Origin of the sequence: Thermoactinomyces sp. CICC 10522, from assembly GCF_016055075.1 — a bacterium.
Taxonomy (GTDB): domain Bacteria; phylum Bacillota; class Bacilli; order Thermoactinomycetales; family Thermoactinomycetaceae; genus Thermoactinomyces_A; species Thermoactinomyces_A daqus.
This window is the reverse complement of sequence record NZ_JAECVY010000004.1, coordinates 184,733-202,575: the sequence shown is the minus strand read 5'-3', so window position 1 is coordinate 202,575 and position 17,843 is coordinate 184,733. Positions and strand designations below refer to the sequence as shown.

The following is a 17,843-nucleotide window of genomic DNA, read 5'->3' as shown; positions in this document are numbered from 1 at the left end:
ATGAGGAGAGAGCGGGTCCGGCAATTACCCGGAACCCGCAACTGCTTCTCATCCCTGTTTGCTGATCCGTTCAAGTCCGCCCATGTAAGGTTGCAGAGCTTTGGGAATGCGGACGCTCCCGTCGGCTTCCTGGCCGTTTTCCAGGATGGCGGCGACGGTGCGGCCGACGGCAAGGCCGGACCCGTTGAGCGTGTGCACAAACTCCGGTTTTGCCTTGGCATCGCGGCGAAAGCGGATGTTGGCGCGGCGGGCTTGGAAATCCTCGCAGTTGCTGCAGGACGAGATTTCCCGGTAAGTATTGTAGCTCGGCATCCAAACCTCAAGATCGTATGTTTTGGCCGCACTGAAACCGAGGTCTCCTGTACAGAGAGCGACGACGCGATAGGGAAGTTCAAGGCGCTTCAACACTTCTTCGGCATTTTGCACCATCAGTTCGAGCTCGTCATAAGAATCTTCCGGTCTCACCAATTTGATCATTTCGACTTTGTTAAATTGATGCACACGAATCAGTCCGCGTGTATCCCGTCCGGCCGAACCGGCTTCGGAACGGAAACAACTGCTGAAGGCGGTGTAATATTTGGGGAGTTCCTCAGCTGCCAGAATCTCACCCGCATGATAATTGGTTACAGGCACTTCCGCGGTCGGGATGAGGAAGTAATCCTCATTATCCGCCAGCTTGAAAGCGTCTTCTTCAAACTTGGGCAGTTGTCCGGTTCCGGTCATGGCCTGCCGGTTGACGATGTAAGGGGGCATCATTTCCGTATAGCCGTGTTCCTGGATATGCAGGTCGAGCATGAAGTTGATCAAGGCCCGTTCGAGACGCGCTCCCAAACCTTTGTAAAAGACGAAACGGGAGCCGGTCACTTTCGCCGCCCGTTCAAAATCGAGGATGTCGAGTTCTTCGGCAATCTCCCAGTGCGGTTTGATGACAAAATCGGGTTGCGGCGGCTCGCCCCATTTGCGCACAGGGACATTTTCCTCTTCGGAAGCCCCGACGGGCACGCTCTCATGCGGCAAATTGGGAAGGCTGAGCAATATTTCTTCCAACTGTGCATCCAATTGTCTCAATTCCTCATCCAATTGCTTGATCTCATCCCCGACCCGGCGCATTTCCAGTATATCCGCTTCGGCATCTTCTTTGTTCTTTTTCTTTTGGGCAATTTCTTTGGAAACGACATTGCGCTTATTCTTGAGCTGTTCCGCCCTCCTGATCCCTTCGCGGCGGCGCTCATCCAGCTGCAGGAAGGTATCGAGCCCCGGCCATTCTCCCTGTCTGGTGGAAAGCCGTTGTTTCACCTCATCCATATTGCTGCGCAACAACTTGTTGTCCAACACGGGTCTGCACCTCCTAACCATAATAAAAACCTCCCACTCCCCAAAGGGACGGAAGGTTCCGCGTTGCCACCCTTATTGGTCTGCCTGTCGCTGTGACAGGATAAACCCGCTCTTCCGAAATAACGGCTCGTAACCGAATGCGCTTCGGGTTTGTTCCCTTCACGCCTCGCTCCGAGGTGGATTCGCCGCCCGTCCGGAGCGATTCGCACCAGCCATCGCCTCTCTGAACCGAACTGCCGGCAGCTACTAGCCTCTTCTTCGCGTCGATATCAAAAGTTTACTACATATTATATCCTAAACTTCTGCATTTGTAACCATCGATTCGCGAACCATTTCGATAAAATAGGCATGGAAACGCACATCATCTGTCAGTTCAGGATGGAAAGCGGCCGCCAGAAGATGACCTTGCCGGGCAGCGACAATTTTCCCATCCACTTCGGCCAGGATTTCCACACCCGGCCCCACTTCTTCAATGTATGGTGCACGGATAAAAACCGCTTGAAACTGATCGCCGATCCCTTTGACATCAAGGCTCGCCTCAAAGCTCTCCCGTTGCCGGCCAAAGGCGTTTCGCTTCACCGTGATATCCATCAGGCCGAGATGTGGCTCGTCCCGGCCTTCTATGCGGCAGGCAATCAGGATCATTCCGGCGCAAGTGCCAAAGATCGGTTTGCCGCTCTGGTACATCTGGCGGATCGGCTCAGTCATCTGATACTCATTCATCAATTTGCTGATGGTGGTCGACTCGCCGCCCGGAATCACCAGGCCATCCAAATCGCTCAGCTGCTCGACCCGTTTCACCGCTACTGCCTCGGCTCCAGCCTGTTCCAGCAAGCGCACATGTTCGCGCACCGCTCCTTGTAAAGCCAGTACGCCAATTTTCATCGCTCCAACCTCCTACCAGCCGCGCTCCTGCATCCGTTCTTCCGCACGCAGTTTGGAAATTTCAATTCCGGTCATCGGTGTGCCAAGATCTTTGGACACTTCGGCAATCAGGCCGAAATCTTCATAGTGCGTGGTGGCCTGAACGATGGCGCGTGCATATTTCTCCGGATTTTCCGATTTGAAGATCCCGGAGCCGACAAAGACACCGTCTGCACCAAGATGCATCATCAGAGCAGCGTCGGCAGGCGTTGCCACACCGCCGGCGGCAAAGTTGACCACAGGCAGTTTGCCCGTTTCATGCACTTGCAAGAGCAAGTCGTACGGAGCCCCCAGTTTTTTCGCCTCAGCCATCAGCTCATCGCGGGACATGCTTTGCACCTTGCGAATCTGGCTTTGCATCATGCGCATATGGCGAACCGCTTCAACGATGTTTCCGGTGCCCGGTTCCCCTTTGGTGCGGATCATGGACGCCCCTTCCCCGATCCGGCGCAATGCTTCCCCGAGGTCACGCGCACCGCAAACAAACGGAACGGTAAATTGCGATTTATCGATATGGTACAGATCATCTGCCGGTGTCAAAACTTCACTTTCATCGATGTAATCGACGCCCATCGCTTCAAGCAGGCGCGCTTCCACAAAATGACCGATCCGTGCTTTGGCCATAACCGGAATCGATACGGCTCCCATCACTTCCTCGATCACACGCGGGTCTGCCATGCGGGCGACACCGCCGGCTGCACGAATATCGGACGGAACGCGTTCCAGTGCCATAACGGCCACTGCTCCGGCTTGTTCCGCAATTTTCGCTTGTTCAGCATTGACAACGTCCATGATGACGCCGCCTTTTTGCATTTCGGCCATCCCGCGTTTGACGCGATCTGTTCCGACTTTACGCACTTCACTCATTTCGGATAACCCCCTTGATGTACCAGCTAAAAACCGGGAGAGCAATCGGAATTTCCTTGCTCTCCTCCCCATTTTATTATAGTTGAAAAAATCCATTTGAAAAATAAATTTAATTAAACCAATTCTTTACGGTATCCCCTATTTCCCGGAAAAACAGGCGAATCCAGCTCGCTTTTTCCACCGCTTTGGCCGTCACGACCGGAGTCGGTTCCACCCCTTGGACCGGTTTTCCGTTATAGAGCACTTGAGCTGTGCCGACCACTTCCCCTTGCTTGAGCGGAGCATTCAATCGGGGCTTGAATGTTACCTTCACCTGGTAACGGGCACTCTCCCCTTTATGCACGGGAAGTTTAATCGCCTTGTCCACGGTTACCGGAACGGTGCGTTCCACTCCGTCAGGCAAGGCCAGCTCTTTTGTTCCCGGGATCTGACCTCCCTTTTTCACCAGCACTTGCGGGACGAATTCCTGAAAACCGTAGTCAAACAACTTTTTCGTCTCCAAAAACCGGTGATCGTCGGAACGGGTTCCCATGACAACGGAAATCAGACGAAGATCACCACGCTGGGCGGTCCCCGTAAAACAATAACCCGCCGTGTTGGTATGCCCCGTTTTCAGTCCATCCACTCCCGGGTAGGAATACTTGAGCCCGGGCAGCATCAAATCCCAGTTGGTCACCTTCAGTTGCTTCTTCGTTCCTATAAAAAATGTATAGTAAGGGATGGACGTCGTTTTCAGGATTTCGGGATACGTTTGAATCAGCTTGGTCGCCAGGATGGCCGTATCATGAGCGGACATCACGTTTGGCCCGGAAACTTTCGGCGGGTCGGGATAAAGGCGGAAATCAAGGCCGGACGCGCAATTGAAATGTGTATGGTTCATTCCCAGTTCCTTCGCCTTTTGATTCATCATGGCGACAAAGTTTTCTTCCGTCCCCCCCACATATTCTGCCAAGGCCACAGCCGCATCATTGGCCGATTCGACCAGAGCGGCGATAAACAGCTCACGCACAGTGATTTTTTCTCCGGGTGTAAGGTTGATCTGCGCTTCATTGATCGCAGCCACCCGCGGGCTTATGGTGACGAGATCATCCCAGTGAATCTTCCCGCTTTTAATCTGGTCCAGCACAACGAACACGGTCATCATTTTGGTCATGCTGGCAGGCGGGTACGGCACTTCGGCATTTTTCTCATCAAGAATCTCCCCGGACTGAAAATCGATCAGGATATAGGACTTTGCCTGAACATCCGGTTTCATCCCCGCGGCAGCTGCCATTGCCGGATTCGTAATCCAACTCATGAAGACAAGCAAACAAAGACAACAGCAGATGTTTATTTTGTTTTTCATCAGGTCATTCTCCATTCTCCCTCATTTGCCGCAAAACATTGCACAAGACTGACATATTTATGTAAATCCGGTTCGGGCCACGGCCGGCCAAATGTCGGAAATTTCCCGCCCCCTTAATCCAGTATAGAAGAGGAACGGGAAAAAAGAAATGAACAAGCAGAAGCGTTTTTCTGCTTGTTCGGTGAAAGAAATTGGTCACATATGGTAGTTTGGAGCTTCTTTGGTAATCTGAACATCATGAGGATGGCTTTCCCTGAGCGAAGCGCTGGAAATGCGAATAAAACGGGATTTCTCTTTTAATTCGGCCAATGTTCTGGTTCCGCAATAGCCCATGCCTGCGCGCAGGCCTCCGATCAATTGGTAAATGGTATCGGCAAGCGGCCCTTTGTACGGAACGCGTCCCTCAATGCCTTCCGGAACCAACTTTTGCACATTTTCTTGGAAATAGCGGTCCTTGCTGCCTGCCTGCATCGCACCGATTGATCCCATCCCGCGGTACACCTTGAAGCGGCGGCCCTGATAAATCTCCGATTCTCCCGGAGCTTCTTCCGTTCCGGCGAAAAGGCTGCCCAGCATGACTGCATCTGCCCCGGCCGCGATCGCTTTGACAATATCCCCGGAGAAACGGATGCCGCCATCGGCGATAATCGGAACGCCATATTGGCGCGCAACGGTGGCACAGTCGTAGATGGCTGTAATCTGCGGCACACCGATTCCTGCAACGACACGGGTTGTACAAATTGAGCCCGGACCGATTCCCACTTTGACCACACTGGCCCCGGCTTCAATCAAATCGCGGGTGCCTTCTCCCGTGGCGACGTTACCGGCAACGATCACCAGGTCGGGATACTGTCTTCTGATCTCCCGCACCATGTCCAACACACCCTGGGAGTGGCCGTGAGCAGTATCAACGACGATCATATCCGCTTCTGCTTCCACCAATGCCGCCACCCGGCGCATCGTATCCTTGGTCACCCCGACAGCCGCCCCGACGAGTAACCTTCCGTGGGCATCTTTGGCCGCTTGCGGGAACAGCTCCGCTTTTTCAATATCCTTGATGGTAATGAGTCCTTTTAAAATGCCTTCTTCGTCGACCAAAGGCAGTTTCTCGATCTTATGTTGTTGCAGAATCGCTTCCGCCTCTTTCAGGGTCGTTCCCACCGGTGCCGTCACCAATTTTTCCTTGGTCATCACTTCGGCGATCGGGGTGGAATAATCACGGACAAAACGCAGGTCACGGTTGGTGATAATCCCCATCAGGCGGCGGTTTTCATCGACAATCGGCACACCGGAAATCCGGTATTTCGCCATCAGTTCTTCCGCATCATGAACTTTGTGCTCAGGTGTCAAGTAAAACGGATTGGTGATGACTCCGCTCTCAGAGCGCTTGACCCGGTCTACTTCTTCAGCCTGCTCTTCCACTTTCATGTTTTTGTGAATGACACCGATGCCTCCCTGCCGGGCAATCGCAATGGCCAAGGCTGATTCGGTCACGGTATCCATCCCCGCACTGATCAGCGGAATATTGAGTTTCACCCGATCCGTCAGCGTGGTGCCGGTCTCGACGTCTCGCGGCAAAATTTCCGATTTCGCCGGGACCAATAAAACATCGTCAAAGGTAAAACCTTCCTTGGCAAACTTCTGATCCCACATATCGCTTTCCCCTTTGGCCCAAATTTTTTCTAGCAAGTGTAACAGTATCCTTGCCAAGTCGTCAAGATTTTTCATTTTTTGCCAAAAAGTTGTCCACAATCATTCACAAGTTATCCACAGGATCTTGTGCATAACTAAACTTTTCTGTGGATAACCAACGGTTTAGGGAAGGATGCTGCTAATGGTTTCCGCTACCTCTGGTTTCTGAATCAGCTGCAGATGGTCATCATCCGGGAACGTTTTAACATGAATGGCCCCTTTGATCGTCGCTTCTCCGTCACGTACAACACCATCGCTGTCCGAACCGTACTTCAGGGCCAGAAGCGTCCATCCGACCGCCAATTCCCCATGCCATCCGCGGTTTCCCCATCCATCCGCATCCCCGGCTATGGTATAAAGGTGTCCGCCTTTTGCAAACGGACTTCCCTGTACGGGATATTTTTGGTTAAACCGCGCCATCGCCTCAGGAGTAAGATCTGCCATAGCCGCTTGTCCATGCACAAACATCCCCAGCCAACTGTATTCCCTGGCAAGCGGAGTTCCATGGTGCGGTGAAGCAATCGTCACCAGGTCCGCCACCCGTCCCGGCCGCAAGTAGACCAATTCCCGGGCAACCAGACCGCCCATGCTGTGAGCGATCACCGCAAAACGGGGATCAAGTCCATATTTTTCTTGCAGGAGATCAATTTTATGCGCGGCAATTTTCGCCTGGGCGTCGATTGAGCCGTTTCCGGCTTGATGATCATTTTCTCCCGCAAACGTCACGATCTTTCCATTGATCCGCATCGTCCAGACCCGGTCTGACCGATTGGTATACAGGACATAAATATGCCCGGACTTCCAATGAGCGACCAATGTGTTTAAAAATGCTTCTCCCCACTGATGGCGGTTGTTAAAACCATGGATCAGAACCAAATCCGAGTTTTTCTCGGGAAGTGCTTGCTTCTTCGGAGGAATCGTCCCCCAGACGAACAACAGGAGAATGCATAAACACCAAATCCATCTCTTTTTCATATCTGCCTTACGATCCTCCTGAAAAATCACCTCTGTTATATCATTCCCGCCTTTTCAGCACAATAAAGGGCAGAAGATTAAAACGGGAGGGAACGGGTTGGAAGCAAAACCGGTAAACATCATCTATTGCGAATCGCCGGAGGAATGGATCCGTGACCAATATTTCCTGCTTGCCAACGAAAAGTCGGCACAAAGATTTCTGTTGAACGCTTACCAAAAAAGCGGAACCCCGCAACCGGAAAAGATGGCCTTTCGTAATGCGGCAGCGTTTTCCGCCTACATCCGGCAGGCTCTTTCCATTTTCCGGCCGGGACGGGAAGAAAATATCTGGATGCAGCCTGTCCTCGACTACTATGGAATGATGAGCTTGATTAAAGCATGGATTCTGACCCGGGTGCCGGACTATCCGCAAAATACTTCAGTCTTGCGCCATGGGTTATCCACCCGAAAACGAAAGCGTGAATCCTATCGTTTGCTCGAGGATGAAGTCCGGATACAAAAAGAAGGGCTTTATCCACTGGTCGCCGGGTTATTGGGGAATCCTCCCGATGCGGGAGACTCATATCGGCTCAAGACATTGTTTTCCTTCCTATCTGACTTGTCCGCCAGTTATGAGCGCTTTTTGGGTGAAACGCCGCTGATTCCGGTTACGGTTGGCCGGCAGACCTCGCTTTATGCAGACGAGGCGATGCCGCTGGAAATCGCCGAAACTGTTCTCGACCGGATCCATCTCACCCCCGAAGCTTTTGTTTCCCGTCTGAATCATTACAGCAAAGGGGCACTCTTCTCCCTTGGCACTCCGGTGATCCGGTCCGGTCTCCTGCAACTTCGTTGGAGCCATCCCGATGTCCGGCATGTGAATGACTGGGAGAAAGGATTTCACCATCCTTGGTTTTATGAAGATAAAAAAGGCAACCATTACCTGTGGTTCGGTAATGATTGCCTTGGAACCCCTGTTGATGAATTGCTGGTTCATTTCATGTTGCTGTTTGCGCTGAGTATGCTGTGTCGCTATGAACCACCGCTATGGGGGGAGATAATGCTGGATCACACCGGAGAAGAGCAAATCCTGGTATGCGGACTGCTCCGTCTCATCCCGCGAAAGGTCCCCCATCTGGTCTTAAACCTTCTCCACGGTCAAAAATCGATCATTCGCCTTTATTGATTACCGTCTTCTCCGTCTTCCTCCTCTTCGCGGTGGACGCGGGCGACGGCCGATACTTCGTCCTCGTCGAGCGAAATCAGTTTCACTCCTTGCGCATACCGGCCCATCACGGAAATCTCGGCGATCTTCAGGCGAATGACTATGCCGGATTGAGTCACGATCATCAGATCTTCATCTTCGGACACCACTTTGTGGGCGACCACATCTCCTTTTTTCTCTGTGAGGCTTAAGGTCTTGATCCCTTTACCGCCGCGTGATTGAATGCGGTATTCCTCCATCGGCGTCCGTTTGCCATATCCGTTGCGAGTGACGATCAGGACATATTTGTCCGGGATCACGATATCCATATCGATTACGCGGTCATCTTCACCTAACGTGATGCCTTTCACGCCTGTGGCCGAACGTCCCATTTCTCTGACGTCCATTTCGTGGAAGCGAATCGACATTCCCTGGCGCGTTCCCATCAGGACTTCCTGATTTCCATCGGTCAGGCGGACGCCAACCAGTTCATCCCCGTCACGAAGATTGATGGCAAACAGGCCGTTGCGGCGAATGTTTTCAAATTCGCTGAGTGCGGTCTTCTTCACAATGCCTTCAGCCGTGGCAAAGAAAAGGAACTGATTATCCAGGAATTCTTTCACCGGGATAACCGCCTCGATGCGCTCGCCCTGGTCGATCTGAATCAGGTTGATCACGGGAGTCCCGCGCGCGGTTCTGCCGAGCTCCGGCACTTCGTACGCCTTCAGGCGGTACACTTTCCCCTTGTTTGAGAAGAAGAGCAAATGATTATGGGAATGGGTGACAAACATATGCTGCACCAAGTCGTCTTCCCGGGTTCCCATCCCCGTGATTCCCTTGCCGCCTCTTCGTTGCGCCCGGTAGGTGGACAAAGGCATCCGCTTGATATATCCACGCTGGGTCAACAAAATGGCGACCTCATCTTCGGGGATCAAATCCTCGTCCTCAATTTCGTCCTCATCGGCTTTAATCATCGTGCGGCGTTCATCGCCATACCGTTCTTTGATCTCCTTCAGCTCATCCCGCACGACGCCGCGGATTTTGGCCTCATCGGCGAGAATGTCTTTCAATTTGGCGATCAATTTCTGAAGTTCTCCGTATTCCGCCTCGATTTTTTCGCGTTCCAGTCCGGTCAGGCGATGCAAACGCATATCGAGAATCGCCTGGGCTTGTTTTTCACTGAGACCGAACTTTTCCATCAAACCGGTACGAGCTTCGGCAGTGGTGGCGGAAGCGCGGATGAGGGCGATCACTTCGTCGATCTGGTCAAGGGCAATGCGCAAGCCTTCCAGGATGTGAGCCCGTTCTTCCGCTTTGTTCAAATCATACTGGGTGCGCCGGCGGATCACTTCCACCTGGTGGTCGATATAGTGGGAAAGAATGGATTTAATGTTGAGTACCTGCGGCTGGCCGTCAACCAACGCCAGCATGTTAACGCCAAAGCTCGATTGCAGGCTGGTATGCTTGTACAAATTGTTAAGGATGACCCTTGGGTTTACATCCCGACGCAGTTCAATGACCACACGCATTCCGTTCCGGTCTGATTCGTCGCGCAGGTCGGTGATTCCGTCGATTTTTTTGTCGCGTACGAGCTCGGCGATCTTTTCCACCAGCTTGGCTTTGTTCACTTGGTACGGCAATTCTTCCACGACGATGCGCATCTTTCCGCTGCCCGCTTCTTCGATCCGCGTTTTCGCCCGGATCCGGATGCTGCCCCGCCCGGTGCGGTACGATTTGCGAATCCCGTCATGCCCGAGGATGATTCCCCCCGTGGGAAAATCAGGACCCTTGATGATCCGCATCAAATCTTCAATCGTCGCCTCTGGATTATCCAGGAGGAGAAGGATTCCGTCGATCACTTCAGACAGGTTATGCGGCGGGATATTGGTCGCCATGCCGACGGCAATCCCGGATGCCCCGTTAACGATCAGATTGGGAAAGCGGGAAGGCAGCACCAACGGCTCTTCCTGCTGTCCGTCATAGTTGGGGCCAAAGTCGATCGTATCCTTCTGGATATCGCGCAACAACTCCATCGTGATCGGAGCCATCCGCGCTTCGGTATACCGCATGGCCGCGGGCGAATCGCCGTCGATTGACCCGAAGTTTCCGTGTCCGTCCACCAGCGGATACCGATAAGAGAAATCCTGCGCCATCCGAACCATCGCATCGTATACCGCCACATCCCCGTGCGGATGATAGTTCGCCGTAACGTTTCCGACGACGCGGGACGATTTTTTGTACGGTTTGTCCGGAGTCATCCCCAGTTCATACAAAGTGTACAAAATCCGGCGATGAACGGGTTTCAGGCCGTCGCGCACGTCCGGGAGGGCGCGGCTGACAATTACGCTCATCGCATAGTCCAGAAACGAAGACTTCATTTCCTTACTGATATTCACTTCTTGAATTCTTTGCATATCTGGCATCGTTTCATCTCCCTGCTTCCTACTGCCTGCCGGTTACACATCCAAGGTAGCCTGGTTCGCATATTCCTGGATGAATACGCGCCGCGGCTCAACCCGGTCGCCCATCAGCATCTCAAATACCTCGTCAGCATCCATCGCATCGGCAAGGGAAACTTGCAGCAATGTGCGGCTTTCAGGGTCCATCGTCGTTTCCCAGAGCTGGGTCGCGTTCATTTCTCCCAGCCCTTTGTACCGCTGGATCTCCACTTTGCCCTTTCCTTCCAGTTCCTTGAGAATTTCCTCTTTCATGCGGTCATTGTAGGCATAGCGAACCGTTTTCCCTTGCGTCACTTTATAAAGCGGAGGCTGCGCGATATAAACATAGCCGTTTTCAATCAGCGGCCGCATATAGCGGTAGAAGAAGGTCAGCAATAACGTGCGGATATGCGCGCCGTCCACATCGGCATCGGTCATGATGATGATCTTGTGGTACCGCGCCTTGTCGAGATTGAAGTCACCGCCGATCCCCGTGCCGAGCGCAGTGATGATCGTCCGGATTTCATCGTTGGAAAGTGCCTTGTCCAACCGCGCTTTCTCTACGTTGATAATTTTTCCCTTGAGGGGGAGGATCGCCTGGAACATGCGGTCACGCCCCTGCTTGGCAGTACCGCCCGCGGAATCCCCTTCAACGATGAACAGTTCGCTGTCGGCAGCGTTTTTGGAGGTGCAATCCGCCAATTTCCCGGGCAATGAACTGACTTCCAGTGCATTTTTCCGACGCGTCAATTCCCGGGCTTTGCGGGCAGCCTCCCTTGCGCGTGCAGCCATTACCGCTTTTCCGATGATCTTTTTGGCCACCGCCGGGTTTTCCTCCAGAAAGATCTGGAACTCCTCGGCAAATAATTGTTCCGTGGCCGAGCGGGCTTCACTGTTTCCCAGCTTGGTTTTCGTTTGCCCTTCAAACTGCGGATCACCGATTTTCACACTGATAATGGCCGTCAACCCTTCCCGCACATCATCGCCGGTCAGGTTGCTTTGGTTTTCTTTCAACAGGTTGTTCCGCCGGGCATAATCGTTGATCACCCGGGTAAGCGCCGATTTGAAGCCGGCTTCATGCGTTCCGCCCTCATGCGTGTGAATATTGTTGGCATACGAATAAATGTTCGATGAGAAAGAATCATTATACTGAAGCGAAATTTCAATCGGGATGGAATCCCGTTCGCCTTCGATATAGATCGGGGGCTCATGCAGCACTTCGCGGTTGCGGTTCAGATATTCCACAAAGGATCGAATGCCGCCGTCATATTGGAATTCCGCCTTTCTCTCTTTTTCGCGCCGATCCTCCAATATGATTTTGATCCCCTTGTTCAGGAAAGCGAGCTCACGCAGGCGGTTTTGCAAAATGTCATAATCGTATTCCGTCGTTTCGGTAAAGATTTCCGGGTCGGGTTTGAACGTAACCTTCGTTCCTGTTTCATCCGTTTCCCCGATCACTTGCAGGTCATAATCGGGCACGCCCCGGGTGTAACGTTGGCGGTGAATTTTTCCTTCCCGTCTCACTTCCACTTCCAGCCATTCCGACAGGGCATTCACCACCGACACGCCCACTCCGTGCAAGCCGCCGGAAAATTTGTAGCCATCACCGCCGAATTTTCCGCCGGCATGGAGAACCGTCATCACGACTTCAACGGCCGGCCGCCCCATTTTCGGATGAATTCCGACCGGAATCCCGCTTCCGTTGTCAGTGACCGTTACGCTGTTATCCGGGTTGACGATCACCTCAATCGTGTCACACCGCCCGGCCAATGCTTCATCGATGCTGTTATCCACCACTTCCCATACGAGGTGGTGCAAACCGCGGCTCGATGTGGACCCGATATACATTCCCGGGCGTTTACGAACAGCCTCTAATCCTTCCAGTACCTGAATCTGAGTTTCATCGTAATTGGTATTTTGTACGGACAATTCGGTCACCTGCTTCCTTATCCAAAACTAACGTAAAACAAAAACAACCGATTGACTTCAAGGCCAATCAGGGTTGGTCAACCGCTTATTTCCCCGGAATCTGGCTGTCATCCGCCCTTTTTTTTAATGTGGTTGACGAGATCGGCGAAGCGAACACGCCATTCTTTGTGATCACGTAAGATTTTACTGCTTCAGGCGAAATCCGTTCCACCTTCCCCTTTCGTCTGGCCATTTCGAGGAAAGTGCAGTCTCCGGATTCTTCCAGCACATCCGCATCCAGGATGGCGATCACCTCGCGAATGCGGAGCGTGCGGCTTCCCCCTAGGTGAATAAACACCTGATCACCCCAGTTCCGTTATACGCCCTTGCCGCACCTGGTAAATCCGCGCCTTCGCCAGTGTTTCCTGATCAATCCCCTCCAGATTGGTCGTGGTGACAAAGGTTTGCACACGGCCGCGAATCGCCTCCAGTAGGTGCGTTTTTCGGGAATCATCAAGTTCAGATAAAACATCATCCAATAATAGAACAGGATAATAGCCGGTCTCCTGATAAATCAGTTCAATTTCAGCCAATTTCAGAGATAAAGCGGCCGTTCGCTGCTGCCCCTGTGAACCGTACAGGTGCAGATCAAGTCCGTTGGCTGTCAAACGCAAGTCGTCCCGCTGCGGGCCAATCAGGGTGGTTCCGCGTCTAATCTCTTTTTCGCGTTTTTTTTCCAATTCCCTCTGCAAAAGCAGGGGCCATTCCCCCGGATCCGTGTCGAGCAGCGACGGCAGAGACGGGAGGTATTCGATCTCCAGCTCTTCCAGGCCGCGCGTGATTGCCTGGTGAATCCCTCTTGCCCATTTCTTGAGAGAAGAAAGAAAAGCGAGCCGTTTCTTCCACAGATCTATGGAAAACTGGATGAACTGCTCATCCAGCACATTTAAGAGTGCGGACTGGAATGTCCCTTTCTGGCCTAACTGTTTTAGCAAACTGTTGCGCTGCGTCAATAACTTGTTCAATTGCGTAAGATGATGAACATAAGCGGGGCTGACCTGTCCGATCTCCATATCCAAAAAGCGCCTGCGAATCTGCGGACTTCCTTTGACGAGCGCCAGGTCTTCCGGAGCGAATAAAACGGCGGGAAGGGAGCCGATATACTGGCTGAGCCGTGGCTGCTCAATTCCGTTTCGACTCACCTTTTTCCCTTTTTCCGTCATTTGCACTTCCAGCCGGAGCTTTTGTTCCCCTTTTCTGACGCTGGCTTTGGCAACAGCCCTTTTCTCGCCGAAGCGGATCAATTCCCTGTGCGTTCGCGTGCGATGGGATTTCCCCAGCGCCAGGAGATAGAGGGATTCGAGAATATTGGTTTTTCCCTGGGCATTCGGTCCGACAAACAGATGGAGTTCCTCGGGGCAATGGAGGTCGAGTTCCGCAATATTGCGGAATTGCTTCAGGTTTAAATTTTCCACTCTCAAGATTGAGGGCCCTCCCTTACTCCCCGATCACTTGTACCGAACCGTATCCGGCGATATCCACAATATCCTGTGGATAAAGCTTTCGTCCCCTTCTCGATTCCGGCTCCCGATTTACCCTTACTTCCACTTCCTGCAAAAAGATTTTCACAAAGCCCCCGCTGTGAGCGAGATCGAGTTTTTTCAGCAACTGCCCGAGCGTGATGTACGGGCCGTCGATTTTAACCTGCTGCAACAAAGCTCCCTCCTTCGGGATTAGCGGGTGCGGATCGGGACGATTAAGTGCAGGGAATCCTCTCGATCGGTCGGTTGAATCAAAAAAGGCCGCATCGGACCGGTAAATTGAATGCGAATCTCATCGCTTTCAATGGAGCGGAGGGCTTCCATCATATACCGGGCATTAAAGGAAATGCCGAGTTCCGGCCCATTTACCTTCGCGATGACTTCCTCCGTCACGCTTCCGATATCCTGTGCGGCAGAATTCACCTCTACCTTCCCGTCTTTCAAAGTCCATTTTATCACATTATCCCGTCCATCCCGACTGATGAGTGATGCACGATCAACGGATTGTAACAATTCCTTGGTCGAAGAGATGAGTTCCGTTTCCCCGCCGTCCGGAATAACCCGGTTGGTGTCGGGATACGTTCCTTCGAGCAGGCGGGAATAAAATTCCCACTCATCCGTTTTTACCAGTATTTGGTTTTCCGCCACGATAATATCCACAATTCCCGTATAATCTGCCAGCGTTTTGGCGAGTTCGGTCAAACTTTTGCCGGGAATGATCACGTTTTTCAAAGTGAGTTCTTCCGATCCTTCCACATGGGCCTGTTGCCTGGACAGACGATGGCTGTCCGTCGCCACGCATGTGAGCACACCGCCTTCCAGCTGCATCAGGACACCCGTCAGAACGCCGCGCGCCTCATTGGTGGCAACGGCAAATCCGGTTTGCCGAATCAAAGTTTTCAGGGTATCGGCTGACACGCTGAAGAGCTGTTCTGTGGATAACATCGGCAAACGCGGATATTCCACAGGGTCAAATCCGTTCAGATGAAATTCGGATGTTTCCGAGCGGATCGTGGTTTGAAACTTCTCATTGGCAAACCATTCCACTTCTTTTCCTGGGAGTTTTCTTACCAGATCGCCGAAGATGCGTCCGGGGAGAACGACACTTCCCAGCTTTTCCACAAATACCTGCTCCAAGTCGTCTTTCCGTTTCGGAACCCGCACCTGAATCGTGATGTCGGAATTGCTGCCGGTGAGCAAAAGTCCGTTTTCATCCGCCGTCACTTTGATTCCGGTCAGAATCGGAATGGTCGTCTTGGAGGAAACTGCTTTGGACACTTGGGAAACGGCATCCACCAGCGCTGATTTGATCACGCGAAACTTCATATTCATCCTCCTTAGTATGAGTCAAAAAACAAATGAAAAAGTAGACATAAACCGGAACGGCTTTGCATATATATATATTTTTTTAAAGAAGACAGCAGTAGTAGTAGTAAGGGCTGTGGATAATGTGGAAAAGTGGTCCGAGCCCGGACAAGCCGGGCAATCCGGCCTGTGGAAAAGATGTGCATAAACTGTATCCGGTTATCCACAATACCCACAGGAACATGAAATCAGCCGCGGTTGATTCTCTGCTTCAATTGGCTGATTGCTTGTTCCAGCTGAGGATCTTGCTTCAGATTGCGGCTGATTTTCTCGTGAGCGTGGATGACAGTGGTGTGGTCTCTTCCGCCGAAGTCTTCCCCGATTTTCGGAAGGGAGAAATCTGTGAGTTCCCGGCAAAGGTACATGGCGATTTGACGGGGAAAGGCGACAGACTTCGTCCGTTTCTTGCTTTTTAAATCTTCCACCCGCAAGCGATAGTAATTGGCGACAGCCTGCTGGATATCATGGATGCTGATCACCCGGGGGCGCGATTGCGGCATGATGTCCTTTAGCGCTTCTGCGGCCAGTTCCGGCGTGACGGGCTGATTCATCAGAGCCGAAAAGGCGACCACGCGGATCAGCGCCCCTTCCAGTTCGCGAATGTTGGTATCGACACGATCGGCGATGAAAGCCAATACTTCACTCGGAACATCTAAGTTATCAGCGATTGATTTCTTGCGCAAGATAGCGATCCTCGTCTCCAAATCGGGGGGTTGCACATCGGTGATCAGTCCCCATTCAAATCGTGAACGCAACCGGTCTTCCAGCGTCGGGATTTCCTTGGGCGGACGATCGCTGGAGATGATGATTTGCTTATTGGCCTCATGAAGGGCATTAAATGTATGGAAGAATTCTTCCTGGGTTTGTTCTTTTCCCGCCAGAAACTGAATATCGTCAATTAACAGGATATCCACGGACCGGTACTTGTTCCGAAACTGGATCGTCTTGTTGTCGCGGATCGAATTGATAAATTCATTCGTGAATTTTTCCGATGAGATGTAGACCACGCGGCTGGAGGGCGTGTGATCGAGGACATAATGCCCGATCGCATGCATCAGGTGCGTTTTGCCCAGTCCGACGCCGCCATAGATAAACAGCGGATTATAGGCTTTGGCCGGTGCTTCCGCCACTGCGAGCGATGCGGCGTGGGCAAAGCGGTTGCCGGAGCCGATCACAAATGTATCAAAGGTGTAACGCGGATTGAGCTGTGTGCGCGGCGGCTCCTCCTCCGTTTCCTCTTCAGCCTCCGCGGTGTCTGCTTTCTTTTCGGAATCCACCTGGTTTTTTTCAGAACTTTGGCTGACAAATTTCACGCCGAGAGGGGAACCGGTTATTTCCTTCAAGGCATCGCGAACGAGATCGGCGTAACGCGATTCCAGCCAGTCGCGGGCAAAATCGTTGGGGGTGGAAACGACGAGAATGTCCTCGCGAAGTTGGATGGCTTCCGTCGTTTTCAGCCATGTCTCGAAGCTGGGTTTGCTGATTTTGTCCTGAATGGAATCCAGCGTTTTCGCCCATAATTCTTGGATGTGGATCATCAAAGAACCTCCTTTCCCTTGACTAATTCTTGAACATTGTTATCCACAGGGAATTCCCTTGCCCTTTGACAGATGAAGGCATATATCTACAATTTCCACAGCCTGTGGATATCTTTTATTCACAGCCTGTGGATTCTTTATGAGGGAGTTATCCACAATCTGTGGATAACCGGATGAAACCGTAAAATTTATCCACAAGAAAACACCAATAGAATATCAAAACAAACCAGTATTTACAATGAAAAATAGTTAGTTATCCACAATCCACAGGAAGATGAAAAACAGTTATCCACAGGTGTGGATATTGTGGAAAAACGGAGGATAATGTCGGGATAACCGGTGGATAACGAAAAAAATATCCACATGTGGATAAACAGGTCTGTGGATTTCCTCTTTCTTGACATGATGGAAACATCCCGGATATAATGATAGAGATTGTCCGTCGGGGTTTACGTACGGAAATTCAACGCAAGAAGGGAGGTTTCTCCTGGACGCGTTCCCCTGTGTTCGACCGGCTTTGCAAAGGACCGGAAGAGTCAGATGGTTCTCAGGGTGATTTGGCGGCCAGGTGGCGATATGAAGAGAACTTATCAACCCAGCAACCGCAGACGCAAAAATGTTCACGGTTTCCGCGCTCGCATGAGCAGCAAGAATGGCCGTAAAGTGCTGGCTAGACGCAGAAGAAAAGGAAGAAAAGTATTATCCGCTTAATTTGTCGAGGCCACTTTTGAT

Annotated in this window: 15 protein-coding genes and 1 other annotated feature; of the genes, 2 read left to right on the top strand and 13 right to left on the bottom strand. The window is 52.0% G+C overall.

Annotated features, from left to right (window positions below):
* Positions 1-48 precede the first annotated feature (48 nt).
* The 6 genes from serS to I8U18_RS08675 all read right to left on the bottom strand — a co-directional run bounded on the left by serS (position 49) and on the right by I8U18_RS08675 (position 7,138).
* Complete coding sequence (serS, locus tag I8U18_RS08700; RefSeq protein ID WP_198055590.1) at positions 49-1,335, bottom strand: serine--tRNA ligase; 1,287 nt, start codon at positions 1,333-1,335, stop codon at positions 49-51.
* 41 nt (positions 1,336-1,376) lie between these two features.
* Positions 1,377-1,603, bottom strand: a binding site (T-box leader).
* A gap of 26 nt (positions 1,604-1,629) precedes the next feature.
* Positions 1,630-2,220, bottom strand: a complete 591-nt coding sequence (gene pdxT / locus I8U18_RS08695; protein WP_198064691.1) for a pyridoxal 5'-phosphate synthase glutaminase subunit PdxT — start codon at positions 2,218-2,220, stop codon at positions 1,630-1,632.
* Between the two features lie 12 nt (positions 2,221-2,232).
* Positions 2,233-3,126: a pyridoxal 5'-phosphate synthase lyase subunit PdxS gene (pdxS, locus tag I8U18_RS08690; protein ID WP_033100500.1), complete on the bottom strand. Its 894-nt coding sequence runs from the start codon at positions 3,124-3,126 to the stop codon at positions 2,233-2,235.
* A gap of 109 nt (positions 3,127-3,235) precedes the next feature.
* A complete protein-coding gene (locus I8U18_RS08685) occupies positions 3,236-4,471 on the bottom strand; it encodes a D-alanyl-D-alanine carboxypeptidase family protein (protein ID WP_198059300.1) in 1,236 nt (411 codons plus the stop codon).
* A 195-nt stretch (positions 4,472-4,666) separates the two neighbouring features.
* The gene (guaB, locus tag I8U18_RS08680) at positions 4,667-6,124 is read right to left on the bottom strand and encodes an IMP dehydrogenase (RefSeq protein WP_033100499.1); all 1,458 of its coding nucleotides are present in this window, start codon (positions 6,122-6,124) and stop codon (positions 4,667-4,669) included.
* Positions 6,125-6,286: 162 nt separating this feature from the next.
* On the bottom strand, positions 6,287-7,138 hold the full coding sequence (locus I8U18_RS08675) for an alpha/beta fold hydrolase (protein ID WP_198064690.1): 852 nt from the start codon (positions 7,136-7,138) through the stop codon (positions 6,287-6,289).
* Between the two features lie 97 nt (positions 7,139-7,235).
* On the opposite strand from I8U18_RS08675, the gene I8U18_RS08670 reads away from it, so the two are divergent.
* Positions 7,236-8,303 (top strand): YaaC family protein, encoded by a 1,068-nt coding sequence (locus tag I8U18_RS08670; RefSeq protein WP_198064689.1) that lies wholly within the window; start codon positions 7,236-7,238, stop codon positions 8,301-8,303.
* On the opposite strand, the gene gyrA is transcribed toward I8U18_RS08670, so the two are convergent.
* From gyrA to dnaA, 7 genes are all read right to left on the bottom strand, one after another.
* A complete protein-coding gene (gene gyrA, locus I8U18_RS08665; RefSeq protein WP_033100496.1) occupies positions 8,297-10,744 on the bottom strand; it encodes a DNA gyrase subunit A in 2,448 nt (815 codons plus the stop codon). The genes I8U18_RS08670 and gyrA overlap by 7 nt on opposite strands.
* A gap of 33 nt (positions 10,745-10,777) precedes the next feature.
* A complete protein-coding gene (gene gyrB, locus I8U18_RS08660) occupies positions 10,778-12,688 on the bottom strand; it encodes a DNA topoisomerase (ATP-hydrolyzing) subunit B (RefSeq protein WP_081943785.1) in 1,911 nt (636 codons plus the stop codon).
* A gap of 85 nt (positions 12,689-12,773) precedes the next feature.
* Entirely contained in the window at positions 12,774-13,025 is a 252-nt protein-coding gene (remB, locus tag I8U18_RS08655) for an extracellular matrix regulator RemB (protein ID WP_033100494.1), read from the bottom strand.
* 4 nt (positions 13,026-13,029) lie between these two features.
* Positions 13,030-14,142 carry a DNA replication/repair protein RecF gene (recF, locus tag I8U18_RS08650; protein ID WP_309485161.1) on the bottom strand — a complete coding sequence of 371 codons (1,113 nt, stop codon included), beginning with the start codon at positions 14,140-14,142 and terminating at the stop codon, positions 13,030-13,032.
* A 22-nt stretch (positions 14,143-14,164) separates the two neighbouring features.
* The gene (yaaA, locus tag I8U18_RS08645) at positions 14,165-14,380 is read right to left on the bottom strand and encodes a S4 domain-containing protein YaaA (RefSeq protein WP_033100492.1); all 216 of its coding nucleotides are present in this window, start codon (positions 14,378-14,380) and stop codon (positions 14,165-14,167) included.
* 20 nt (positions 14,381-14,400) lie between these two features.
* Entirely contained in the window at positions 14,401-15,534 is a 1,134-nt protein-coding gene (gene dnaN, locus I8U18_RS08640; RefSeq protein WP_033100491.1) for a DNA polymerase III subunit beta, read from the bottom strand.
* 227 nt (positions 15,535-15,761) lie between these two features.
* Positions 15,762-17,111: a chromosomal replication initiator protein DnaA gene (gene dnaA / locus I8U18_RS08635; protein ID WP_198055585.1), complete on the bottom strand. Its 1,350-nt coding sequence runs from the start codon at positions 17,109-17,111 to the stop codon at positions 15,762-15,764.
* Between the two features lie 576 nt (positions 17,112-17,687).
* Here dnaA and rpmH point away from each other — a divergent pair.
* On the top strand, positions 17,688-17,822 hold the full coding sequence (rpmH, locus tag I8U18_RS08630) for a 50S ribosomal protein L34 (RefSeq protein ID WP_081943776.1): 135 nt from the start codon (positions 17,688-17,690) through the stop codon (positions 17,820-17,822).
* Positions 17,823-17,843 lie beyond the last annotated feature (21 nt).